The 23,793-nt window shown below is 64.9% G+C and carries 22 protein-coding genes; 10 read left to right on the forward strand and 12 right to left on the reverse strand.

The features are described from left to right. Nucleotides 1–494: 494 nt before the first annotated feature. Together ACFPPA_RS16075 and ACFPPA_RS16080 are read right to left on the reverse strand one after the other, a co-directional pair. A complete protein-coding gene (locus ACFPPA_RS16075; protein ID WP_377321745.1) occupies nucleotides 495–689 on the reverse strand; it encodes a hypothetical protein in 195 nt (64 codons plus the stop codon). 111 nt (nucleotides 690–800) lie between these two features. Continuing rightward, nucleotides 801–998, reverse strand: a complete 198-nt coding sequence (locus ACFPPA_RS16080; protein ID WP_377321747.1) for a rubredoxin — start codon at nucleotides 996–998, stop codon at nucleotides 801–803. Between the two features lie 27 nt (nucleotides 999–1,025). Between ACFPPA_RS16080 and ACFPPA_RS16085 the strand changes: the two genes are divergently transcribed. Beyond that, nucleotides 1,026–1,748 carry a thiamine phosphate synthase gene (locus ACFPPA_RS16085; protein WP_377321749.1) on the forward strand — a complete coding sequence of 241 codons (723 nt, stop codon included), beginning with the start codon at nucleotides 1,026–1,028 and terminating at the stop codon, nucleotides 1,746–1,748. After that, a complete protein-coding gene (gene hemL, locus ACFPPA_RS16090) occupies nucleotides 1,748–3,031 on the forward strand; it encodes a glutamate-1-semialdehyde 2,1-aminomutase (RefSeq protein ID WP_377321751.1) in 1,284 nt (427 codons plus the stop codon). Before ACFPPA_RS16085 ends, hemL begins: the two co-directional genes overlap by 1 nt. A 166-nt stretch (nucleotides 3,032–3,197) precedes the next feature. On the opposite strand, the gene ACFPPA_RS16095 is transcribed toward hemL, so the two are convergent. The 4 genes from ACFPPA_RS16095 to ACFPPA_RS16110 all read right to left on the reverse strand — a co-directional run bounded on the left by ACFPPA_RS16095 (nucleotide 3,198) and on the right by ACFPPA_RS16110 (nucleotide 7,782). Continuing rightward, the gene (locus tag ACFPPA_RS16095) at nucleotides 3,198–3,617 is read right to left on the reverse strand and encodes a VOC family protein (RefSeq protein ID WP_377321753.1); all 420 of its coding nucleotides are present in this window, start codon (nucleotides 3,615–3,617) and stop codon (nucleotides 3,198–3,200) included. A gap of 81 nt (nucleotides 3,618–3,698) precedes the next feature. Continuing rightward, nucleotides 3,699–4,130, reverse strand: a complete 432-nt coding sequence (locus ACFPPA_RS16100; RefSeq protein WP_377321755.1) for an HIT family protein — start codon at nucleotides 4,128–4,130, stop codon at nucleotides 3,699–3,701. Continuing rightward, the gene (locus tag ACFPPA_RS16105) at nucleotides 4,127–5,353 is read right to left on the reverse strand and encodes an acetylornithine/succinylornithine family transaminase (protein WP_377321757.1); all 1,227 of its coding nucleotides are present in this window, start codon (nucleotides 5,351–5,353) and stop codon (nucleotides 4,127–4,129) included. The genes ACFPPA_RS16100 and ACFPPA_RS16105 overlap by 4 nt, the downstream gene beginning before the upstream one ends. 986 nt (nucleotides 5,354–6,339) lie before the next feature. Beyond that, complete coding sequence (locus tag ACFPPA_RS16110) at nucleotides 6,340–7,782, reverse strand: sigma-54 dependent transcriptional regulator (protein ID WP_377321759.1); 1,443 nt, start codon at nucleotides 7,780–7,782, stop codon at nucleotides 6,340–6,342. Here ACFPPA_RS16110 and ACFPPA_RS16115 point away from each other — a divergent pair. Continuing rightward, the gene (locus tag ACFPPA_RS16115) at nucleotides 7,781–8,011 is read left to right on the forward strand and encodes a hypothetical protein (RefSeq protein WP_377321761.1); all 231 of its coding nucleotides are present in this window, start codon (nucleotides 7,781–7,783) and stop codon (nucleotides 8,009–8,011) included. The genes ACFPPA_RS16110 and ACFPPA_RS16115 overlap by 2 nt on opposite strands. Before the next feature lie 77 nt (nucleotides 8,012–8,088). On the opposite strand, the gene ACFPPA_RS16120 is transcribed toward ACFPPA_RS16115, so the two are convergent. From ACFPPA_RS16120 to ACFPPA_RS16135, 4 genes are all read right to left on the reverse strand, one after another. Then, nucleotides 8,089–8,907, reverse strand: a complete 819-nt coding sequence (locus tag ACFPPA_RS16120; protein ID WP_377321763.1) for an SDR family oxidoreductase — start codon at nucleotides 8,905–8,907, stop codon at nucleotides 8,089–8,091. A gap of 58 nt (nucleotides 8,908–8,965) precedes the next feature. Continuing rightward, on the reverse strand, nucleotides 8,966–9,568 hold the full coding sequence (locus ACFPPA_RS16125; RefSeq protein ID WP_377321765.1) for an LON peptidase substrate-binding domain-containing protein: 603 nt from the start codon (nucleotides 9,566–9,568) through the stop codon (nucleotides 8,966–8,968). Nucleotides 9,569–9,629: 61 nt separating this feature from the next. Next, entirely contained in the window at nucleotides 9,630–11,003 is a 1,374-nt protein-coding gene (mpl, locus tag ACFPPA_RS16130) for a UDP-N-acetylmuramate:L-alanyl-gamma-D-glutamyl-meso-diaminopimelate ligase (protein WP_377321766.1), read from the reverse strand. Between the two features lie 46 nt (nucleotides 11,004–11,049). After that, entirely contained in the window at nucleotides 11,050–11,634 is a 585-nt protein-coding gene (locus ACFPPA_RS16135) for an adenylate kinase (RefSeq protein WP_377321768.1), read from the reverse strand. 193 nt (nucleotides 11,635–11,827) lie between these two features. On the opposite strand from ACFPPA_RS16135, the gene ACFPPA_RS16140 reads away from it, so the two are divergent. The 6 genes from ACFPPA_RS16140 to ppa all read left to right on the forward strand — a co-directional run bounded on the left by ACFPPA_RS16140 (nucleotide 11,828) and on the right by ppa (nucleotide 20,377). Further along, on the forward strand, nucleotides 11,828–13,102 hold the full coding sequence (locus ACFPPA_RS16140; protein ID WP_377321769.1) for a 6-phosphofructokinase: 1,275 nt from the start codon (nucleotides 11,828–11,830) through the stop codon (nucleotides 13,100–13,102). Nucleotides 13,103–13,199: 97 nt separating this feature from the next. Then, complete coding sequence (locus tag ACFPPA_RS16145) at nucleotides 13,200–14,132, forward strand: 1-phosphofructokinase family hexose kinase (RefSeq protein ID WP_377321771.1); 933 nt, start codon at nucleotides 13,200–13,202, stop codon at nucleotides 14,130–14,132. 354 nt (nucleotides 14,133–14,486) lie between these two features. Next, complete coding sequence (locus ACFPPA_RS16150) at nucleotides 14,487–16,541, forward strand: sodium-translocating pyrophosphatase (protein WP_377321773.1); 2,055 nt, start codon at nucleotides 14,487–14,489, stop codon at nucleotides 16,539–16,541. Nucleotides 16,542–16,626: 85 nt separating this feature from the next. Then, complete coding sequence (locus ACFPPA_RS16155; protein WP_377321775.1) at nucleotides 16,627–18,765, forward strand: prolyl oligopeptidase family serine peptidase; 2,139 nt, start codon at nucleotides 16,627–16,629, stop codon at nucleotides 18,763–18,765. A gap of 117 nt (nucleotides 18,766–18,882) precedes the next feature. Continuing rightward, on the forward strand, nucleotides 18,883–19,737 hold the full coding sequence (locus ACFPPA_RS16160) for a 2OG-Fe(II) oxygenase (RefSeq protein ID WP_377321777.1): 855 nt from the start codon (nucleotides 18,883–18,885) through the stop codon (nucleotides 19,735–19,737). 103 nt (nucleotides 19,738–19,840) lie between these two features. Beyond that, nucleotides 19,841–20,377, forward strand: a complete 537-nt coding sequence (gene ppa / locus ACFPPA_RS16165) for an inorganic diphosphatase (protein ID WP_377321779.1) — start codon at nucleotides 19,841–19,843, stop codon at nucleotides 20,375–20,377. 71 nt (nucleotides 20,378–20,448) lie between these two features. On the opposite strand, the gene ACFPPA_RS16170 is transcribed toward ppa, so the two are convergent. Next, nucleotides 20,449–21,471: a DUF2333 family protein gene (locus tag ACFPPA_RS16170; protein ID WP_377321781.1), complete on the reverse strand. Its 1,023-nt coding sequence runs from the start codon at nucleotides 21,469–21,471 to the stop codon at nucleotides 20,449–20,451. A gap of 81 nt (nucleotides 21,472–21,552) precedes the next feature. Continuing rightward, a complete protein-coding gene (locus ACFPPA_RS16175) occupies nucleotides 21,553–22,461 on the reverse strand; it encodes a LysR family transcriptional regulator (RefSeq protein WP_377321783.1) in 909 nt (302 codons plus the stop codon). A gap of 100 nt (nucleotides 22,462–22,561) precedes the next feature. Here ACFPPA_RS16175 and ACFPPA_RS16180 point away from each other — a divergent pair, with 100 nt between their 5' ends. Beyond that, entirely contained in the window at nucleotides 22,562–23,779 is a 1,218-nt protein-coding gene (locus tag ACFPPA_RS16180) for an MFS transporter (RefSeq protein WP_377321785.1), read from the forward strand. Nucleotides 23,780–23,793 lie beyond the last annotated feature (14 nt).

Here is a 23,793-nt window from a genome sequence, read left to right on the forward strand (position 1 = left end):
CCAACAAAATCAAAACTCATTACTGACTTTTTTCTTTCATTGGACGCTTGCATTTCTTGGACAGGTCGTAACCCGCCATCGCAAGACGTCCACACAATTCACCTGCGCACACTGTCAAAGATCAACCACTTGCAACCGATTTCTCGATTACCCCTGAAGACGTTTCGTCCTAGGTGAGCCGCCCATTCTACATCGCTTTTTGCGACCGTCAACACCCTCGTTGAAAAACTTTCATCGTGGTTCGTTGCGGAGTCCTTCGCGAGAGGGCGTCTCGTCGAAGGGGCGAGAATCATAGCGCCACACCGCCTCCCTGTGAAGGGGGCACACGAACTTTTCTGTCGTGTGCTGCGGCATGTGATCCTCTATTGCATCACCGCATGCGTGCTCACGCCGTGGCGAGCACGCATGCGGTCAGGTCGAACTGACCGAAATCGCCAGGCTGGGCGTCTTTGCCGCCAAAGTGCGCCCCGCGCTTGACTGGCACGCCTGGATCGTCACGCCCCGGAGCGTCCTGTCGGTGCAATGCAGGGAATCGACGGATAGCCAGGTGACGGCGTCGAAGCGCGATGGGCGGACTGGGCTGCCGGATCACGATCCGCCAGCAGACCGACCCGATAGGGAATCAATTCTTCGGGGCGCAGGTTTTCCAATGCGTCCCAGTCGTCTTCAAAGGGGATGAACTGTTGCATGGGATGCTCCTTGAGAATGGCGCGTCACCGGATGGTGCGCAGGAACATCAAAGCAGGCGGCCCGGCCAATACGCCGGCAAGATCGGGCCGTTTGCTGGCGGACGTGGGCGCTCAGTCGAGTTCGATCATCTCGAAATCGTCCTTGGTGGTGCCGCAGTCCGGACAGGTCCAGGTGTCGGGCACATCCTCCCAGCGCGTGCCGGCGGCAATGCCTTCATCGGGCACGCCCACAGCCTCGTCATAGATATAGCCGCAGACGACGCACATCCATTTGCGCAAGGCGGTGGTTTCGGTGGAACTCTGGCTCATGGTCGGACTTCTTCGGATCACAATGGAATGGGACATTCTCTCAACTCATCCGACAATACGAAAGCATGGCGACGTCATCAGCTCGCCAGCGACAGCTCCGGAGATCAGCCATTGAAAGTCCATGCTTCACTCACAGGCGGCGGCCTCTACGCGATTACAGACGGGCCGCGCCCGGATTTGCTGGATGTTGCCGCGATGGCCCTGGCCGGTGGCGCCCGCCTGCTGCAATACCTCGACGAGGGAACTGACGCGCCCCGGCGTCATGCGGAGGCCGCGGCACTCCTGCAACTGTGCCGCGCCCACGGCGTGCCCCTGATCATTCATGAAGACATCCCGCTGGCCCGGTCGGTCGGTGCCGACGGAGTACACCTCTCGAACGCCGCGGATGGCCTGGATGCAGCGCGCGCCTCGCTCGGGACCGACGCGATCATCGGGGTGGCATGCCGCGATTCGCTGGACAGCGCCCGCATGGCAGCACGCGCTGGCGCCAGTTACGTCTCCTTCGGTGCGTTCTTTGCCTCGCCCACCAAGCCGCTGGCCCCGCGTGCGCCGCTCGATCTGCTGCGGCAAAGTGCTGCGCTTGGTGTACCGCGGGTGGCGATCGGCGGCATCACACCGGACAATGCACGTCCCCTCGTCGAAGCGGGCGCCGAGTTTCTCGCCGCCATTTCCTCCGTGTTCGGTGCCATCGACGCGCGCCATTCAGCCCAACGCTTCGCTCACCTTTATGCCCAGCCACTGAGAAACTGATGACCACCAATCATGAACTCTTCCAGCGCGCCCGCCAGCTGATGCCCGGTGGCGTGAACTCGCCGGTTCGCGCGTTCAAGTCGGTCGGCGGCGAACCGTTTTTCACGGCACGTGCGGACGGCGCCTGCCTGTGGGATGTGGAGGGCAAGCGCTATATCGACTATGTGGGGTCATGGGGACCGATGATCGTCGGCCACAATCATCCCGCCGTGCGCGAGGCGGTCGAGCGCGCAGTAAAGGACGGACTCTCGTTCGGAACACCGTGCGCCGCCGAGATCAGCATGGCCGAGACCCTCGGCCGGCTTGTCCCGTCGATGGAAATGGTGCGCATGGTCAACTCCGGCACCGAGGCCACCATGTCGGCGATCCGGCTCGCCCGCGGCGCGACCGGTCGCAGCAAGATCGTGAAGTTCGAAGGCTGCTACCACGGCCACGGCGACAGTTTCCTGGTCAAGGCGGGATCCGGCGCGCTGACGTTCGGCGTGCCCACGTCGCCGGGCGTTCCGAAGGAGAATGCCGACCTCACGCTGACCCTGCCATACAACGATAGCGATGCGGCGAAAGCGCTGTTTGCCGAACAGGGCCCCGAGATCGCCGCACTGATCATCGAGCCGGTCGCCGGCAACATGAACTGCATACCTCCGGTGGACGGCTACCTGCAGGCTCTGCGCGAACTGTGCACGCAGTCCGGTGCCCTGCTCATTTTCGATGAAGTGATGACCGGCTTCCGCGTCGCGCTCGGTGGCGCACAGGCCTATTACGGAGTGACTCCCGACCTGACCACGTTCGGCAAGATCATCGGTGGTGGCATGCCGGTCGGCGCCTACGGCGGCCGGCGTGACCTGATGGAGCAGATCGCCCCGGCCGGACCGATCTACCAGGCCGGAACCCTCAGCGGCAATCCGGTGGCGATGGCGGCTGGCCTGGCGATGCTGGAACTGGTCCAGGCCCCTGGCTTCCACGAGCAGCTGGCCGCACGCACGTGCCTGCTCGTCGACGGCCTGCAGTCGGCGGCCGATGCCAGCGGCATCGCGTTCACGACCAACGCCGTCGGGGGCATGTTCGGCCTGTTTTTCGGCGCCGCGAAAGTGGATACGTACGCCAAGGCCGTGGAATGCGACAGCGCGTCGTTCAATCGCTTTTTCCACGCCATGCTCGAGCGTGGCGTGTATCTGGCACCGTCGGCGTTCGAGGCCGGTTTCATGTCGAGCGCGCATGACGACGACGTGATTGCGCAGACGATCGCTGCCGCGCGTGAAGCCTTCAGGACGTTGGCGGCATGAGTCCCGACGAGTAGTACAGGGATCGGCGGCGCATGAACTCGATGGCATGCGCCGCCGTCACCTGTGTCGCACGATGGCCATCGGCTCGCTGTCTGCCTGTCGACCCGCGATCCGCGGATGCCATTCAAGACCGCACGTCGCCGCCACCGGTGGCGACGACGGGGGTTTACCAGCTTCCCGTGTTCGGCATGGACGCCCACGGTTCCCGCGCCGGCAGGCGGCCGTCCTGCAGCAGCTCGATCGAGATCAGGTCGGGCGAACGGACAAACGCCATGTGCCCATCGCGCGGCGGCCGATGGATGGTGTAGCCCATCGCCAGCAATCGCGAGCAGGTGGCGTAGATGTCGTCGACCCGAAACGCAAGATGGCCGAAGTTTCGCGCCGAACCGTAGTCTTCCTGCGAACCCCAGTTGAAGGTCAGCTCGATCTCTGCGTCGGGGCTGTCCGGGGCGGAGAGGAACACCAGCGTGTACTTGCCCTCGGGCACTTCGGTGCGCCGGACTTCGTTCAGCCCGAGTCCTTCGCAATAGAAGCGCAGCGAGGCGTCGAGATCGCGCACGCGGACCATGCTGTGGAGATATTTCATGCGGATACCGTCCTGAATGTCGTTCGAAACATGGTACTTGGTGAGAACAGCGTACCCCGCCGGCATCACGGAAATCCCGAGTCAGGACTGCAGCCGGGAGCGCAACGAGCGGGCCATCGCTTCGAGCTCTTCGGCTCCGGTGCATGGCGGCGAACCCTGCGGATAGACGCGCAGTAGGCCATCGCCTGGACGGCGCGGGTGCACATGCAGGTGGAAGTGCAGCACCTCCTGTCCGCCGGCCTCGCCGTTGGACTGCCAGAGATTGAGGCCCGGGACGTGGTACGCCTCGCGCAAGGCTCGGGCCACGCGCACGGCAACCTGCATCACTCCGGCCGCCTCGCCGTCATCGAGCGCATAGAGGTCCGGCACATGCTTGCGCGGTACCACCAGCACATGCCCTGGCACTGCCTGACGCAGATCCATGAACGCCAGCACCTTGCCGTCATCGTGGATCACGCTGGCCGGTGCGTCTCCGGCAGCAATGGCACAGAATGGACAGGCTGCTGCAGTCATGTCCCGACAAAATCGGCCAGGGCGTCACGGAGCCGGTCCAGGCCATCGGCCAGTTCCTCGCCGGTGATGGTCAGTGGCGGCACGAAGCGCAACACGTCCGGGCCGGCCTGCAGCAGCAGCAGGCCATGCGTTGCGGCGTGATCGAGTATCTCGCCGGCCCTGCCCTTCCAGGCATCGGCGAGCACGGCGCCGATCATCAGGCCGCGACCGCGGACCTCAGCAAACAGCTGCCGAGAGTGGTCGATCCGCGACAGGCCCGCGCGGAGGTCTTCCGCCTGTCGCCGCACATTCATCAGCACGGCTGGCGAAGCGAGTTTGGCCAGTGCCACGCGAGCCACCGCGGCAGCCATGGGGTTGCCACCGAAGGTCGTGCCATGGGCGCCGTACTGCATGACCTGGGCGACCTTCGGCCCGGCCAGCATCGCGCCGATCGGAAAACCGCAACCAAGTGCCTTGGCCAAAGTCACGATGTCCGGCACCAGATCATCCTGGGTGTGCGCGAACAGCGTGCCGGTACGACCCATGCCGCACTGGATCTCGTCCAGCACCAGCAAGGCGTCGTAGGTATCGCAAAGCTCGCGTACGCGCCTGAGGAATCCCGGCGCGGCCGGCAGGACGCCACCCTCACCCTGCACCGGTTCGACCATAACCGCAGCGATGCCGCCTTCCGCGAATGCCGCTTCCAGCGCCTCGACGTCATTGAAATCGAGGTAGCGGAAGCCGCCAGGCAGCGGCTCATAACCCTCCTGGTATTTCGGTTGCGCGGTGGCGGTCACCGTGGCCAGCGTGCGGCCATGAAATGAACCTCTGAAGGTGACGATGGTGCGCTGCTCCGGCACTCGCCCTTTCGACGCCGCCCACTTGCGCACGAGCTTGATCGCCGCCTCGTTCGCCTCCGCCCCGGAGTTGCACAGGAACACCCGTTCGGCAAACCCCGAAGCCGCCACCAGTTCCTCGGCCAGCCGCAGCGGTGGCTCGGTATAGAAGACATTGCTGGCATGCCACAGCTTGTGCGCCTGCCGGGTCAACGCATCCAGCAGATCCGGGTCCTGATGGCCGAGCGCGTTCACCGCGATACCGGCGCCGAAGTCGACGTAATCGCGCCCCAGCGTGTCCCAGACACGAGCCCCCTTGCCGTGATCGAGTACCAGTTCGCGGGGCTTGTACACCGGAAGCCAATAGCGTTTGCCGAGATCGATAAGGCTGGTGTCGTGCGCTGGCATGGATATTCCGTACGGTGATCGGCTGCTCGGCTGGCCGGCGTGAAGACGGATCCAGGCTTCGCCAATTATCCATCGTAATTGCTGCCGGATGGCTTTGGACAGGGCCTGGTACCCGGCCGCTGTATACCGGGACTTCCGCTGTAACAACCCTGTTACACCCGGCGGGGACCGCGGCGTGGCGCGCGGCGAGCCACCAGCGCGCGGAAAGCCCGGCTTCTCTTGTAAATGCGGTGTTACAGACAGCGCGCGTGCGACATGACGCCTTCGGCCGCCAATCCCTGCTGCAGCCTCATTTGCCGGTATTGGCATGGCACTTGCCACTACTTCGGCATGGAACACGAGGGGACACCCATGGACCATCCACTCGCACATGCTGCCTGCCGTCAGGTCAGGGGTGGCCCTGCTGGCGGCAGGCCTGCTGGCGCTTCCCGCCGCGGCATGGGCCGCCGATGCGCACAAGGCAGTGCAGCTGGCGGACCCGCTCGATGGCGGTACCGCAACCCGCACCAGTGGTGGTACCAGCGCTGGCATTAAAGGAATGGAGTGAATGGAGTAAATCAAGAGGGCATGGAAGCTCTGCATCGGCCAGTGACGGCCGATAACTCATGCAGCCGTGCAAGCGGCCAATGAGGGCGGTAACCCGGCATCCTGTAGCCGGGCACCTACGGAACCCCCCGGCTCGTCCCCTGCGGGCCGGGGGTCTTCCCTTTGCATGGAATAGAGACACTTCGTTGGAATCGTGGGGAGAATCCTCCTTGCGGGCGCGCCGCGAGAATCTCAGTCTCGACGGCAAGATCGCTGCGCTGGCGACGGCTCAAGCCGTTCGAGATATTCGCCGACATGATCGAACGTCACTGGGATGGCATTGCCGCCTGCTGCCATCGCGAAAACAAGGTCTCGCCCGGCCTTCTCGAAAGACTCAACAACAATATCCGCGCCTGAAGTTGCTCACCCGCATGCCGCCGTAACTGTGAAATCGGATGAATCTACCCACACGATTTCACGAAGCCGCTCTCTTGATTGAAGCCCGGCTCGCGGTCATGCGCGCCATTCATAAGCTTTCGGCCAGGCAGCCGCGTGCTTTTGTGGCGGAGATTTTCAAGCACCAGGTGATGCTTTTTGCACAGCCTGTAGACGGTCACACGGGATACGCTGAGTCGGCGCGCGCATTCGCTGATGTTGAAATGGCTTTCGTGCAGGCAGCTGAGCACCGCTTCGCGCTCGGCCGAGACACGAGTCAAATCGAGACTGGAAGGAGGGATTGAAGTCTGCAGTACGTGCTGCAGGTCCAGATCGGACGGACTTATCAACGAACCCTCGGCCACGACCGCCGCACGCTGTACCCGATTCAGCAACTCGCGAACATTACCGGGCCATGCGAATCCACGTATCGCGTCACGAGCACTGCTGCTGAAGGCCCGAGCGCGACTGCGATTTCGCAAACGGAAGGCATCGAGAAAGTGTTGTGCCAGCAGTTCGACATCGCCTTCGCGTTGGCGCAACGGCGGCATGTGCAGCCGAAGCACGTTGAGTCGATAGTACAGATCCTCGCGGAAGCGACCCTCCGCCACAGCCTGTTCGATATCCACATGGGTGGCGGCCAGAATGCGTACATCGAGCTTGACCGGCTGAGTGGAGCCTACGCGGACCAGGGTCCCTTCCTGCAACAAACGCAGCAAGCTGGTCTGGGCATCGAACGGCAGGTCCCCGATTTCATCGAGGAACACCGTACCTCCGGCCGCAGCCTCGAAATGTCCGACGCGCCGGGCATTCGCTCCGGTGAACGCGCCGCGTTCGTGGCCGAACAACTCCGACTGCACCAGATTCACCGGCAGGGCACCGCAGTTGATGGCAGCGAAAGGGCGATTGCAGCGCGGGGACAGCCCATGCAGCGCACGGGCCGCGATTTCCTTGCCGCTGCCTGTCTCGCCGGTAATCAACACCGGCAGTTCCACCGGTGCAAACTTGCGCAAACTGGCCAGGGTCTCGCGCATCACGGGGCTGAACGCGCCAACGATGCCGGGGACGGCATCTCGTTCAACGGCCGACGAGCAACCGCTGCCGATCTTCATCAAGGTTTCGAGCAGACGTTTCAGATCCACTGGCGCGGTAAAAAATTCGTTACTGGCCCGCAGAATCCGTTCCACCTCGGGCGTGTCCGCTGCGGTGCTCTTCAAAACCAGAGCGAGCCACGGCAACCAAGGGTGAGCATCCATCAGCCGGCCCATGGCCTTGACCGCTTCCGTGTCGGCATTGCGCAGATCCGCCATCGCCACGACGATATCGTCGCGACGCATACCGACACCGCCCTTGAGCCCCGGGTCCCCCACACGCGTGTGCCAGCCTGCTTGCGCCAGGCAACCGCACTCCTCGTCAGTCGGCTGACCGAACCAGACCACGCAACGCCTGGATGACTGTTCGTTTGACATGGCTCTGTCTCCCCTGCTCCCCCAGGGTCGCCGAAGCGACCGGGAACAACGCACCCCGGCTGGTGATCTGTTCCGATGGTTCCACAAGCGCATCCTGCGCCGCATTTGCTACAAAAATGTGATCCAGATCACACAATATACTCTCCCGCGTGAGGAATTTGTAAGAAAATACGAGATCGAAATGGGGGAAAAACCTATTTTAAACAGCAATTTGACGCAAAAATTGTAGGTGAATGGCTCATTTCGTTGTCAGGGTTTGCCCGGCCCAGCCAACTCGCTGCCGCTTCTCGACGTCGATATGGCAGCTCAGTCCAGGAACAGATCCGGCAGCAACGGCATCCCCGGCGCTACGGCGTAACCGTCGAAATCATCGACTCCAGCCTCTCTCAGGATGTCCTCGTCGATCGCGAAATGGCCGGTGTAATCACGTGCCGGGCGTATCAGGATGGCGTGCGCAGCATCGGCGACGATCTCGGGCTTGCGGCAATGCTCGACAGTCACGCCTTCGATCATGCCGATCGCCGCCGTGGCGATCACGGTACGCGGCCACAGCGCATTGACCGCAATGCCCAGCGACGCGAACTCGCCGCTCATGCCGAGTACGCACAGGCTCATGCCGTATTTGGCGATGGTGTAGGCGGTATGCGGCGCAAACCACTTCGGATCGAGATTCGGCGGCGGCGACAGCATCAGCACATGTGGATTGGCAGCCTGCTTCAGGTACGGCAGGCAACTCTGGGTAACCATGAAAGTTCCGCGGGTATTGACCTGATGCATCAGGTCATAGCGCTTCATCGGTGTCTCGGCCACACCGGCCAGCCAGATCGCGCTGGCGTTGTTGACCACGATATCGATCCCGCCGAAGTGTTCGGCCGCTCTCGCCGCGGCGGCTCGCACCTGTTCCTCTTCGCGGATGTCCACCTGCAATGCCAGCGCCTTGCCGCCCGCCGCCTCGACCGCCGCTGCGGCGGTATGGATCGTCCCGGGCAACTTGGGATTCGGCACGCCGCTCTTGGCGGCAATGACGATATTGGCGCCGTCGCGGGCCGCACGCAGCGCGATCGCCAGACCGATACCGCGCGAGGCACCAGTAATGAACAAGGTCTTGCCGGCAAGATGGCTCATGCGTGTCGACTCCGTTGCTTGCGTCAGATGAAGTCCGCCCAGTGTAGGGCTTGCCGATTCACGGCTTCTGGAAGCGCGGCAGGATATCCCGCAGTTCGGCCAGCCGCTGCACCGGATCGTTCAGTTCCAGCATGAGCTGTTGCTCGGACACATCCAGCGGCAGCAGCTCGGCCAGCCGGAAGCCCAGCCAGCTGGCGTCGTCATAGGCACTGCGCGGGGCGTGCCGCCACTGTGGTGCCATGGTCTCGATCAGTCGCTCGAGGATGCTCTGCAACAGGGCGAATTCCACCGGCACCGGCAGCTCCGGCTCACCCGGCCAGACCTCTGCGTCCCCCCGAACCAGACCATCGGACCGCACTCGGCTGCGCGCCACACGGAAACGCGCGCCGCCCTCGGCGACGATACCGAGCAGGCCATTCTCATCGCGGTGAAAATCCCGGATGCGTGCGATCGTGCCGACCGCAGCCGGAGTCGCGGGCTCGCCCGCCTCCTGCCCGTCGAGAATCAGGCAGACGCCGAACCCGGTGCCATAACGCGTGCACTCGCGCACCAGATCGAGGTAACGCGGCTCGAAAATGCGCAGGTGCAGCTGACCCCCGGGAAACAACACGGAGGAAAGCGGAAACAACGGCATTTCGATCAGCGGCGACGGAACGACCATGCCGCCAGTGTAACCAGTGCCGAGAGCCGGGGCAGCTGCAGGCAACACGCTCGATGTCCGCTCAATCGCCCTGCAGACTGTCGACAAACCGTCGCGGCGCCGCCTCGAAGCCGCCGTTGGACATGAAGATCACCTGGTCTCCGGCCAGCACCTGGCGGCGCAGCATCTCGAGCAGGGCGTCCACCGTCGGCGCCGTGTTGCCGCGGCCCTCGAGCTCCGCGATGACATGACCGGCGTCCCACGGCAGCTCGACCCGATGCAGGAACACCACGGCGTCGGCATCGGCCAGCGAAGGCGCCAGCGCCTCGGCGTGTGCCCCCTGGCGCATCGAGTTGGAGCGCGGTTCCAGCGCCACCACGATGCGCGCCTTGCCGACCTTGGCGCGCAGGCCGGCAAGAGTGGTGGCAATCGCGGTGGGGTGATGGGCGAAATCGTCATAGACGCGTACACCGGCCACCTCGCCGACCAGTTCCATGCGCCGCTTGACGCTCTCGAACGTGGCGAATGCGGGCAACAGTGCCTGTGGATCGGCCCCCGCCGCCGCTGCCGCGGCCAGCGCGGCCAGCGCATTCATCACGCTGTGGTTGCCCAGCAGGGTCCAGTGCACCGCACCGATCAGCCGACCATCGCGATGCACGGTGAATGCCGAGCCGTCCGCTTCGAGCAGCGTCGCGCTCCAGTCGCCGCAGCCGATACCGAAGGTCTCCACCGGGGTCCAGCAGCCCATCGCCAGCACCTCGGCGAGTCGCGCATCGGTGGCGTTGACGATCAGTCGGCCATTGCCCGGTACCGTGCGCACCAGATGGTGGAACTGGCGCTGGATCGCAGCCACATCCGGAAAAATGTCCGCGTGGTCGTATTCGAGGTTGTTGAGGATCGCGATGCGCGGCCGGTAGTGCACGAACTTGGAGCGCTTGTCGAAGAACGCGGTGTCGTATTCGTCGGCCTCGATCACGAACGGCCCGCCCTGCCCCAACCGCGCCGACACACCGAAATTGCCCGGCACGCCGCCAACCAGGAAACCCGGCGCGAGACCTGCACTTTCCAGCAGGTGCGCCAGCAGGCTGGTGGTGGTGGTTTTGCCGTGGGTGCCGGCCACGGCCAGCACCTCGCGTCCGGCCAGCACGTTCTCGCCCAGCCACTGCGGACCGGAGATGTAGCGCAGGCCCTGCTCGAGCATGTATTCGACGGCCGGGTTGCCACGGCTCATCGCGTTGCCGACCACGATCAGATCCGGCGGTTCACGACCCGGGCCGGCTTGCAGATGCTCCGCCGCGTAGCCGCTCATCAGGTCGATGCCGAGCGCCTCCAGCTGGGTGCTCATCGGCGGATAGACGTTGGCGTCGGAGCCCTCGACAGCGTGGCCCAGCTCGCGCGCCAGTGCGGCGACACCGCCCATGAAGGTGCCACAGATGCCGAGGATATGCAGACGCATGTGGGAGGAATTCCTTGAAACCCGCTTCGACGGAAGCGGGATGTGCTCAGCCGTTCGCTGCCGCCGATTCGTTCTGCAGCGCCTGCTTGACCCGGGCGGTGACCTCGCTCAACTCGCCGACGCCGTCGACGATCTGCAGCTTGCCGCGCCTGGCGTAGAAATCTGCCACGGGTGCGGTCTGCTCGGCGTAGATGGCCAGGCGCTTGCGCACCGTGTCCGGGTTGTCGTCGGCACGCCCTTCGGCCTTGAAGCGGATCTCGCAGCGGCCGATGATCACCTCGCTGGGCACCTTGAGCTTGACTACCGCATCCAGCGGCTGACCGATCTTCGCCAGCAGCTGATCCAGTGCATCGGCCTGAGCCAGATTGCGTGGATAGCCGTCGAGGATGAAGCCGGCTTTCGCGTCGTCCTGGGTCAGCCGATCCTCCAGCATGCCGAGCAGGATGTCGTCCGAAACCAGCTGGCCGGCGTCCATCACGGCCTTGGCCTTGAGTCCCATCGCGGTACCGGCCGCGACAGCGGCCCGCAGCATGTCGCCGGTGGAGATATGCGGCACGCCGAGTTCGGCCTTCAACCTTGCAGCCTGCGTGCCTTTGCCCGAGCCGGGCGCACCAAGTAGGACGAGTCGCATAATGCTCCACAAGTTCGGCGGGCTGCCGCACACTGCAGCGACCCGCTCGATTCTCAGAAATTCAGCGTCAAATTAGCGTCTGCGCCCGATGCCGTCAAACGGAGCCCTTCGCCAACAGTCGCCAAGTAATTGTTGCCAAAATGATTTGCCGCAAAGTAGCACGACCCAGCCATTGCCAGATTTGAGGATTCCCATGAGCCCGAGCCGCCGTAACACCGTCACCGGCAACCTGCTGTATGCCCAGTCTGGCGGAGTCACCGCCGTCATCAATGCCACCGCCGCAGGGGTCATCCAGGCTGCCCGTGGCCAGGGCGTGAAAGTGTACGCGGCCCGCAACGGCATCCTCGGCGCACTGCGCGAGGAGCTGATCGACACATCGAAGGAATCTGCAGCAGCCATTGCCGCCCTGCGGCATACGCCCGGCGGCGCGTTCGGCTCATGCCGTTACAAGCTGAAGTCGCTGGAAGACAACCGCGCCGAGTATGAACGGCTGATCGACGTGTTCCGCACCCACGACATCCGCTGGTTCCTCTACAACGGTGGCAACGATTCCGCCGACACGGCGCTGAAGATATCCCGGCTGGGCGAGGCGATGGGCTACGACATCCGCTGCATCGGCGTACCGAAGACGGTGGACAACGACCTGGCCGTGACCGACTGCTGCCCCGGCTTCGGCTCGGTGGCGAAGTACACGGCGATCTCCACCATGGAGGCGAGCCTCGATGTCGCCTCGATGGCCGAGACCTCGACCAAGGTGTTCATTCTCGAGGTGATGGGTCGCCACGCCGGCTGGATCGCCGCCGCCGCGGGTCTGGCCGGCGAAGGCGCGGATGCACCGCCGCACATCATCCTGTTCCCGGAAAATGTCTTCGACGAAACGGCGTTCCTGGCCCGGGTGAAGGCGACTGTCGAGCGGGTCGGCTGGTGCACCGTGGTGGCTTCCGAGGGCGTGCGCAACGCGGCCGGCCAGTTCCTTGCCGAAGCCGGCACCCGCGACGCCTTCGGGCATGCGCAACTCGGTGGCGTGGCACCGGTGCTTGCGGCGCTGGTGAGGGAAAAGCTTGGCTACAAATACCACTGGGCATTGCCTGACTACCTGCAACGTTCCGCGCGCAACATGGCTTCCAAGACCGATGCGGACCAGGCCTATGCGGTCGGCAAGGCAGCGGTCGAATACGCGCTGGCCGGCATGAACGCGGTGATGCCGGTGATCACGCGGACATCAGATAAGCCGTATCGCTGGAAGATCGAACCAGCAGCGTTGGACAGGATTGCCAATCGCGAGAAGAAAATGCCGGCCGAGTTTCTTACTCTCGATGGTTTCGGCATCACGGCGGCCGCACGACGCTATCTGGCACCTTTGATCCAGGGTGAGGCGCACCCGCCGCATGGGCGTGACGGATTGCCCAAGTATGGACGGCTGAAGAACACCGCGGTGGCGAAGAAATTGCCGACGTTCGAACACTGACCGGTTCGCGGCAGGACACAGGGCTTTCCTGCTCGAACGCCCGCTTTCCGATTTCGTCGTCCTTTGGCCCAAGGCTCATTTGCTCGCGGAGATTGTCATGACGAAGATCGTCACGCTGACGATGAATCCGGCACTCGATATCGCGACATCGACCGATCAAATCGCCCCGGAGCACAAGTTGCGCTGCGATTCGCCTCGCTACGATCCGGGCGGCGGCGGGATCAACGTCGCCCGGGCAGTTCACTCACTCGGCGTCGATGCGCTTGCGGTATTTCCTGCCGGCGGGGCGGCGGGAAATCTGATCGATCATCTGCTGCATCAGGAGGGTGTCGAGCACCGGGTTATCCCGATCGCCGGGTTCACGCGCGAGAGCCTCAACGTCGTCGAGCGCGAGAGTGGCGCGCAATACCGCTTCGTTCTTCCCGGTCCCGAGATCGGCAGCTTCGACCAGCAGCTCTGCCTCGACGAATTGGCGGCCGCAGCGGCTGACGCGACCTACATCGTTGCCAGCGGAAGCCTGCCACTGGGCGTCCCCGAGGATTTCTACGGCCGTGTCGTGGATCTGGCCAGGCGCCAGGGAAAGCGTCTGGTTCTGGATACCTCCGGGCCGGCGCTCAAGAGTGCCGGTGCCGGCGTCTATCTGCTGAAGCCGAGCCTTGTCGAACTGGAGAGCCTGACGGGCCGTCCGATCCGCGGCGAGCGCGAAGAGGAGCAGGCGGCACGAGAGCTGATCGAGCAAGATCGTTGCGAGATCGCGGTGGTATCCCTCGGCGCGAGAGGCGCCATTCTGGCAAGCAAGGACGCCATCGAGCGTTTGCGGTCCGTCCCGGTTGCCGTAAAAAGCGCGGTCGGAGCCGGTGACTCGATGCTGGCCGGTGTCCTCGTGGGATTGACTCGTGGCCTTTCCTTGAGAGAAGCGACACGTTTCGGCATCGCGGCCGGCGCCGCGGCATTGCTCGCCGAGGGCACCCAATTATGTCGCCTCGATGACGTCGAGCGGATCTACCGGCAGCTCCCTGCAGCCGAATGACCCGGGGCATGTCCGGAGATGGCTACTCAGGCCTTGGATGGGCCGGCGGACCGACTTTTTGCCTGTTCTTTTCCCTGTGACTATCTGTTTCGGATAAGCAGCGAAGGGGAGAGAAGCGCCCTCTTTCGCACTAAGGCAGGCATGGGCCCTCACCCTTCCCGGTGACTCGCAGGTAGTCCTCGCGGGATAAGCCACGGGCAGCGAGTTGACCCGCGCATGGAATTTTTGACTCGACGCACCCCGGAACCGGTATCGCGCCGCTGCGCCGCACAACAGACTGTGCAACAACGTCTGCCTATACTCGTGGGAACCGCCCGTTTCGGACGGCCGCTAACAACCCATGGGGAGGCTCCGATGCTGCAGCAGTATGGCTGGTGGATCGTTCTGGCGTGTGCCGTAGTGGCGGTTTTGTATGGCGCGATTTCCTCGCGCTGGATCCTGGCGCAATCGCCGGGCAACGAGCGGATGCAGGAGATTGCGGCGGCCATCCAGGAAGGCGCGCGCGCCTACCTCAACCGTCAGTACACCACCATCGGCATGGTCGGTGTGGCGCTGCTGCTGTTGATCGGATTCTTTCTCAATTGGCCCACTGCGGTGGGCTTTTTATTGGGCGCCGTACTGTCCGGGTCGGCCGGTTACATCGGCATGAACGTGTCGGTGCGAGCCAACGTGCGCACCGCCGAGGCGGCCCGGCGCGGCCTCAGCCCGGCGATGGACGTGGCCTTCCGCGGCGGCGCGATCACCGGCATGCTGGTGGTCGGGCTGGCCTTGCTGGGCGTTGCCGGCTACTGGCTGGTGCTCAACCACATGGGCATCACCGGCGAAGCGGGCCTGCATGCGCTGGTCGGCTTTGCGTTCGGCAGCTCGCTGATCTCGATCTTCGCGCGTCTGGGCGGCGGCATCTTCACCAAGGGCGCCGACGTGGGGGCGGACCTGGTCGGCAAGGTGGAGGCCGGCATTCCCGAGGACGATCCGCGCAACCCGGCAGTGATCGCCGACAACGTGGGCGACAACGTGGGCGACTGCGCCGGCATGGCCGCCGACCTGTTCGAGACCTACGCGGTGACCGTGATCGCCACCATGCTGCTGGGCAGCCTGATGGTCAGCGAAGTGGGCGCCAACGCCGTGCTGTATCCGCTGCTGCTGGGCGCTGTATCGATCATCGCCTCGATCATCGGCACGCTGTTCGTCAAGGTGAAGGAAGGCGGCTCGATCATGGGCGCGCTGTACAAGGGCGTGATCGTCTCGGCCGTGCTGGCCGCCGCGGCGTTCTACCCGATCACCATCCGCCTGATGCCCGACTTCAGTCACGGCGCAGTGAACCTGTGGGGTTGCACCCTGATCGGGCTGGCGCTGACCGGCGCAATCGTGTGGATCACCGAGTACTACACCGGCACGCAATTCAAGCCGGTGCGGCACATTGCGGCCGCCTCCACCACCGGCCACGGCACCAACATCATCGCCGGCCTCGGCGTATCGATGAAGTCCACCGCGTGGCCGGTGCTCGCGGTATGCGCCGCGATCCTGGCCGCGTTCACGCTGGGCGGCCTGTACGGCATCGCGATCGCGGCGACCGCGATGCTGTCGATGGCCGGCATGATCGTGGCGCTGGATGCCTACGGTCCGATCACCGACAACGCCGGCGGCATCGCCGAAATGGCCGACCTGCCGCCGGAAGTGCGTGGCGTCACCGACCCGCTCGACGCGGTCGGCAACACCACCAAGGCGGTGACCAAGGGTTACGCGATCGGCTCGGCGGCGCTGGCGGCGCTGGTGCTGTTCGCCGACTACACCCACAACCTCGACGTGATGGCGAAGGCCAAGGCGCTGGCCGCCCATGTCGACTACCAACCGATGACGTTCGACCTCTCCGACCACATGGTGATCATCGGCCTGCTGATCGGCGGGCTGATCCCCTACCTGTTCGGCGCCATGGCGATGGAGGCGGTCGGCCGCGCGGCCGGCGCCGTAGTGGTCGAGGTGCGCCGCCAGTTCCGCGAGATCCCCGGCATCATGCTGGGCACCGCGAAACCGGAGTATTCGCGTGCGGTCGACATGCTGACCAAGTCGGCGATCCGCGAGATGATCTTGCCGTCGCTGCTGCCGGTCGCCGTGCCGATCGCGGTCGGCCTGCTGCTGGGGCCGAAGGCACTCGGCGGCGTGCTGATCGGCACCATCGTCACCGGCCTGTTCGTGGCGATCTCGATGACCACCGGTGGTGGCGCGTGGGACAACGCGAAGAAATACATCGAGGACGGCCACCACGGCGGCAAGGGTTCGGAGGCGCACAAGGCCGCGGTCACCGGCGACACCGTGGGCGACCCGTACAAGGACACTGCCGGCCCGGCGGTGAATCCGCTGATCAAGATCATCAACATCGTGGCGCTGCTGCTGATCCCGCTGCTGTAGGGCCAAGCCACAGCCACACCAGGAGTCCCGCTTCGGCGGGACTTTTTTTGGGGAATATTCCTGCAGCCCGGGGAAGAACGTCCCGATGAAAACGGCCTGGCTGATCCTGGCGCCCGGCGTCACAATGCCCGGCATGAATGATGCCGCAAGCCACGACAACCCGCTCGACAAGGCAACCATGACCGACAACGTGAACGACGATCCGTTCCTGTGGCTGGAGGAGATCAGCGGCACCCGCTCGCTGGACTGGGTGAAGCAGCAAAACGCGGTGACGACGAAGCAGTTTGTCGACAACGCCGAATTCGCCCGCACCCGCGACAGCATCCTCGAAGTGCTCGATTCCGATGCACGCATCCCGTATGTCCAGCGGATGGGCAACGAGCTGTACAACTTCTGGCGTGACAAGACCTACCCGCGCGGCATCTGGCGGCGCACCACGCTGGAGGAGTATCGCAAGGCCGAGCCGAAGTGGGAGGTGCTGCTGGACATCGACGCGCTGAACGAGGCCGAAGGCAAGCGCTGGGTGTTCAAGGAAGTCGAATGCCTGAAGCCGGACTACGAACGCTGCCTGATTTCGCTCTCGCCGGACGGCGGTGACGCGACGGTGGTGCGCGAGTTCAGCATTCCGCACAAGGCTTTCGTGGAGGGCGGCTTCGAGTTGCCGGTGGCGAAAAGCGAGGTCCGCTGGATCGACCGGGACACGGTCTACGTCGGTACCGACTTCGGCCCCGGGTCGATGACCCGATCGAGCTATCCGCGCATCGTCAAGGAATGGAAGCGCGGCACACCGCTGAGCACCGCCAGGACCATCCACGAGGGCAAGCCGAGCGATCTCGCGGTCAGCGCCTGGCACGATCACACGCCCGGCCACGAGCGCGACTTCGTTTCCGTTGCCGGGGATTTCTTTCACAGTGAGCTGTACCAGCGCAGTGGCGACCAGCTGACCCGCGTGGACGTGCCCACCGACGCCCACGCCGAGGCTCACCGAGAGTGGCTGCTGGTACAGACGCGCTCGCCGTGGACGGTCGACGGCACCACCTACCCGTCCGGTGCGCTGCTGGCGACCCCGTTCGACGACTTCATGGCCGGAGGGCGGCGCATCGTCGTGCTGTTCCAGCCGGACGCGCACACTTCGCTGGATTCGTTCGCCTGGACCCGGCATCACCTGATCCTCAACCTGATGGATGACGTCAAGAGCCGGCTGGAGGTGCTTACACCACCGCAGATCGCCGCGGCCGACGGCGACTGGAAGCGCGAGAGCCTGCCCGGCGCCCCGGCCATGAGCACGATCCACGTGGTCGATACCGACCCCGACCACGACGACGAATACTGGCTCGACGTCGGCGGCTTTCTCGCTCCGTCATCGCTCGAGCGCGGAGTGCTCGGCAGCGCGCCGGCCGAAAGGATCAAGCAGGAACCGGCGTTCTTCGACGCCTCCGGCTTCACGGTCAGCCAGCACTTCGTTCATTCGAAGGACGGCACCCGCGTGCCGTATTTCGAGATTGCGCCGAACGACCTCCGGCTGGATGGTTCCCACCGCACCCTGCTGTACGGCTACGGCGGTTTCGAGGTTTCGCTGCAACCGCACTACAGCGGCAGCATCGGTCGCGCCTGGCTGGAGCGCGGCGGCGTGTACGTCATCGCGAACATCCGTGGCGGCGGCGAATACGGCCCGGCATGGCACCAGGCCGCGTTGAAGGCCAACCGCCCGCGCGCCTACGAGGACTTCGCCGCGGTCGCCGAGGACCTGATCCGACGCGGCGTCACGTCGGCCAGGCATCTGGGTGCCGAAGGCGGCAGCAATGGCGGCCTGCTGGTGGGCAACATGCTGACCGACTATCCGCAGCTGTTCGGCGCGATCGCCTGCGAGGTGCCCTTGCTCGACATGAAGCGCTACACCCATCTGTCCGCCGGTGCCTCGTGGATGGCCGAATATGGCGATCCGGACACCGCCGACTGGGACTTCATCCGCACGTTCTCGCCCTACCAGAACGTGAAGAATGACGGTCACTACCCACCGGTGCTGTTCTACACCGCTACCAGCGACGACCGCGTCGGCCCGGTGCAGGCGCGCAAGATGGCCGCGAAGATGCAATCGATGAGCCTGCCGGATGTGTGGTTCTACGAAAACCTCGAAGGCGGCCATGGCGCCGGTGCGGACAACCGCCAGTCCGCGCACATGCACGCCATGGCGTACGATTTCCTGTGGAATCAGTTGAAGTAGAGCCCTCGCTTCGCGCCAGCCGACTACCGCGAGCCGACGGTCGCCGGCGAGCGCTTGCCGCACGATCGCGAGACGATTCGTGCGGTAAGCTTTCCGCTTTATCGCCAGCCACACATCATGCATCCACGTATCACGATCAGTCCGGAACTGCGCGAATGGATACTCGCCACGACGCGCGCGGGTCATGGCGTGCCGGACGTGTTGCGGCTGATGAAGGAAAACGGCTACGACCCGAGGCAGAGCCGCAGCATCGTCGCCGAAGTGCTGAAGCTGCCGCTCGCCGCACTCCATGCCAGTACCGGCAAGGTGGCGCCGCAGGGCCTGCGCACGACACACCCGCAGGCGCCCCAGGTCACCGTCGACGGGCACACCATCGAGATTCCGATCAGCGTGGAGGCACCCGCGCTGCGGGTACTCGAGGGCCTGCTTACCGCACAGGAGTGCGCCGAGCTGATCCGGTTGGCCCAGCCGCGACTGCAGCGCGCACTCACCGTCGATACCGACGGCAGGAATCAGGTGGACGATCGACGCACCAGTGAGGGCATGTTCTTCGAGCTGAACGAACTGCCGCTGATCGGGCGGATCGAACACCGCCTGGCCAGCCTGCTCGGGATCCCGGCGAACCACGGCGAGGGCCTGCAGATCCTGCACTACCTGCCCGGCCAGGCATACGAGCCGCATTTCGACTGGTTCGATCCGCAGCAACCGGGCTTCGGCAAGATCACCGCGGTCGGTGGCCAGCGCATCGCCAGCGTGGTGATGTATCTGAATACGCCGGAACAAGGCGGCGGCACGGCGTTCCCGGAGATCGGCCTGACCGTGACCGCGCGGCGCGGCGCGGCCGTGTACTTCGCCTACGAAACCGGCGACCCGAGCTCGTTGCATGCCGGCCTGCCCGTACTCCGGGGCGAGAAATGGATCGCCACCAAATGGCTGCGCGAACGGCCGTACCGGCAACCGAAGCAGTCCTGAGCCGGGACGCGGCACGCGCTTTCGACGCACGGGGTTGCTGCGATGCAACAGCGTTTGGCGTATCCTTGGCGGTCGACATTCCCCCTGTTACCAAGGACATCCCATGGGCCTGCATCTTGTCTCCGCCGGCAGCGACGTGCCGCACGAAATCAACGTCGTCATCGAAATCCCGAAAGATGCCGAGCCGGTCAAGTACGAGGTCGAGAAGGAAAGCGGGGCGATCTTCGTCGACCGCATCCTGTCCACCCCGATGCGCTACCCGTGCAACTACGGCTATGTGCCGGGCACACTGGGTGGCGACGGCGATCCGCTGGACGCGCTGGTGATCCTGCCGCTGTCGCTGATTCCCGGCTCGGTGATCCGCTGTGTCCCGGTCGGCATGCTGAAGATGTCCGACGAGGCCGGCAGCGACGAGAAACTGCTGGTGCTGCCCGCACCGAAGATCTTCCCCGGCTATGCCCACATCACTGACCTGAAAGGCGTCTCGCCGCACTGGCTGGAGCGCATCGGTCACTTCTTCGAGCACTACAAGGATCTGGAGAAGGGCAAGTGGGTGAAGGTCGAGGGCTGGGTCGGCGCCGCCGAGGCCAAGGCCGAGATCAGCGCGGGCATCGCCCGTTACCAGGCAAGCAACGCCTGAGCATGACCCGTGGACGGCGCGTCGCCCGGGCGGGCGACGCGCCGTTTTCATGTCCGTCGTGCCGGTGAAACTCAACCGCGCTTGAGCAATTCGCGCAGGTCGATCAACGCCGCGTTCGCACGCGAGACGTAGTTCGCCATCACCAGCGAATGATTGGCGAAGAAGCCGAACGGCGAGCCGTTCAGCACGATCGGGCTGTGCAACGGTCGCTGGGCTTCCTCCAGCTCGCGGATCACCTGCTGCAGGCTGACGTCGGCGTGCTTGCTGCGCAGGATCGGGCCGAAATCCTGCTGGATCGCCCTGAGCTGCTCCAGCAGGGTCCAGGTGTAGCCACGGGCCTCGTAGAAATTGTCATCGACCTTGGTCCACGGCGTCTTCACCATGCGCCCGCCTTCGGGTGCGCGCACCGAACCGGCTTTCGCCGGCTCGTCCGTTGCCGGCACCTCGCCGATGCGAATCTGCCCCACGCTGGCCGACAGCCGCTGCGACAGCGAGCCCAGCCGCGACGAGACGAGCTGCAGGTAATCGGCGAGATTGTCGGCGCGCGCGTAGAAGTGCGCGCTGCTGTCCTCGGCATCGCCGAGCCGGCCCAGATAGCCGTCCAGATGGCCGATGGCCTTGCGGTACTGGCTTTCCGAGCTGGGCAGCAGCCAGCGATCGTTCGGACTGTTGAGCAGCGGATCGGCCTCGGCCAGGTCCTTGTCCTCGGTGGACTGCGTCTGCGAGCGGCTGAAATCGTTGCGCAGTGCACGCACCAGATCGCGTGATGCGGTGAGCGAGCCGAATTCCCAGTTCGGCAGGTTGTCCATCAACACGCCCGGCGGCAGCTTGTCGTTGCTGAGGTAACCACCGCGTTTGTCGAGCAGGGTGCGCACGGAAGTAATCAGGGTCACCGTGGTGGTCGCACCGACGCTGATCGGGTGCTTCAGCTCCTGCATCTGCGCCTGGGTGACGACCAGCGGATCGAACTGCGCCGGCTCGGTGTCCCACCACCACATCAGGCCGGCCACGAACAGCACCACCAGCACGCACACGGCGGCAATGGATCGCCCAATGGCGCGATGCGACGGCTTCGACGGATCCTGGGTCTGCATCGGGCGGCTCCTGCGCAATGGATAGGGACGGCCCAGCTTACAACGCCGATGGCCGATCGACCGAGGCAGGCCACGCCCTGCTCACTGCTCCCACGGTGGATGCTCGCCCAGCCGCCCAGCCAGGAAATCGACGAACGCACGCACCCGCGGCGGCACCAGCCGGCGCTGCGGCATCACCGCATGGATGCCGGTGGTGGCCAGCGGATAGTCCGGCATCACCACGCGCAGTCGCCCCGCCCGCAGCTCCTCGTGGACGTGCCAGACCGAGTGCACCGCGATGCCCAGCCCGGCCACCGCCGCATCGCGAAGCAGCTCGCCCTGGTTGCTCTCGAAACGGCCCTCCACCCGCTGGGCGATTTCGCCACCGCTGCCGTCGCCGAAGCGCCACACGTCCTGGCGCCCCTGACTGCCGACCAGCAGCAGGCAGTCGTGCCCGGCCAGCTCGGCGGGAGCGTACGGTGTACCGCGACGGCGCAGGTAGTCCGGTGATGCGCACAGCACGCGCCGGTTGACCGCCAGCTGGCGCGAAACCAGGCCGGAATCACCCAGCGCACCCACGCGGATGCCCAGGTCGAAACCGGAACCGACCAGGTCGAGCATCTGGTCATCGAGGTTCACGCTGAGCTTCAGCCGTGGATGCAGCGCGAGGAATTCCGGCAACAGCGGGGAGATGTACTGGCGCCCGAACGAGGCCGGCAACGTGACCCGCAAGGTCCCGGCCACCTCCGTCGCCGCCTGGCGCAGACCGCCGGTCAGCGCCTCGAGATCCTCCACCAGCACGCGGCCCTGTGCGGCCAGCGCAGCGCCCTCCGGCGTGGCGTGCAGTTGGCGGGTGGTCCGGTGCAGCAGGCGCACGCCCAGATCGCGCTCCAGCCGCTTCAGGCGCTGGCTGGCCACCGCCACCGACAAGTCGAGGCTGCGCGCCGCGGCGCTGATCGAGCCCAGGTCGAGCACGCGCAGGAACAGGCTGAGGTCGCCGACACGATCCATGACTATCAACCATTTATTGATAATGATTAGTCATTCTGATGCTTTTTCATCGAAAGGCAATTGCCTAGGCTGGCGCCTCTTTCCTCAGGAATCTGCCGCCATGCGTTCCACTCCCAACCGGGCACGTACTCCGCTCGCGCTCTACGCGCTGACCGCCGGGGCGTTCGGCATCGGCACCACCGAATTCGTGATCATGGGCCTGCTGCTGCAGGTGTCCGCCGATCTCCACGTCAGCATCGCGGCGGCCGGGCTGCTGATTTCCGGCTACGCGCTGGGTGTGTTCGTCGGCGCGCCGCTGCTCACCGCGGCGACCAGCCGGCTGCCGCACAAGACCGCGCTGATCGCCTTGATGATCATCTTCACGATCGGCAACCTGGCCAGTGCGCTGGCGCCGAGTTATACGGTACTGATGATCGCGCGGGTGATCACCTCGCTGGCCCACGGCACTTTCTTCGGTGTCGGTGCAGTGGTCGCGACCGGGCTGGTGGCGGAGGACCGCAAGGCCTCGGCGATCTCGATCATGTTCACCGGCCTGACCGTGGCGACCCTGCTCGGCGTACCGGCCGGCGCATGGCTGGGGCTGCACTTCGGCTGGCGTGCGACGTTCTGGGCGGTCAGCGCGATCGGCGTGCTCGCTACCGCGATCATCGCCCTGCTGGTGCCGGCCGACCGCGGTGACAGCGCCCCGATGAAGTTCGTCGAGGAACTGAAGGGCATCGCGCATCCCCAGGTGTTGCTCGGCCTGCTGATGACCGTGCTCGGCTTTGCCGGCGTGTTCGCGGTGTTCACCTATATCCAGCCGATCCTGACCCGGGTGACCGGCTTTGCCGACAGCGCGGTGTCACCGATCTTGCTCGTATTCGGCGGCGGCATGGTGATCGGCAACCTGCTCGGCGGTCGCCTCGCCGACCGCCGCCTGGTGGCCACGTTGCTTGGCTCCTTGGCCGCGCTGGCGCTCGTGCTCGGCGCGATGGCGTTCGCCCTGCACAGCAAGCCGGCGATGATCGCGTTCAGCGGCCTGCTTGGCATTGCCGCGTTCGCCACCGTGGCACCGCTGCAGTTGCGCGTGTTGCAGAAAGCCACCGCCGGCCAGGTGCTGGCATCGAGCTTCAACATCGCCGCGTTCAATCTCGGCAACGCGATCGGTGCGTGGCTGGGCGGCATGGTGATCAGCCACGGCCCGGGTCTCGGCGCCGTGACCTGGGTGGCCGCGCTGTTGCCGCTGCTCGGCCTGTCGGTGGCGCTGTGGAGCGTGCGGCTGGAAAACAGCAGGCCACGACCGCCGGCTCGCATCGCCTGCGTCGAAACCATTCTCTGACTCACGAAGGACTG

The organism is Rhodanobacter ginsengisoli, assembly GCF_042657065.1.
GTDB classification, from domain to species: Bacteria; Pseudomonadota; Gammaproteobacteria; order Xanthomonadales; family Rhodanobacteraceae; genus Rhodanobacter; species Rhodanobacter ginsengisoli.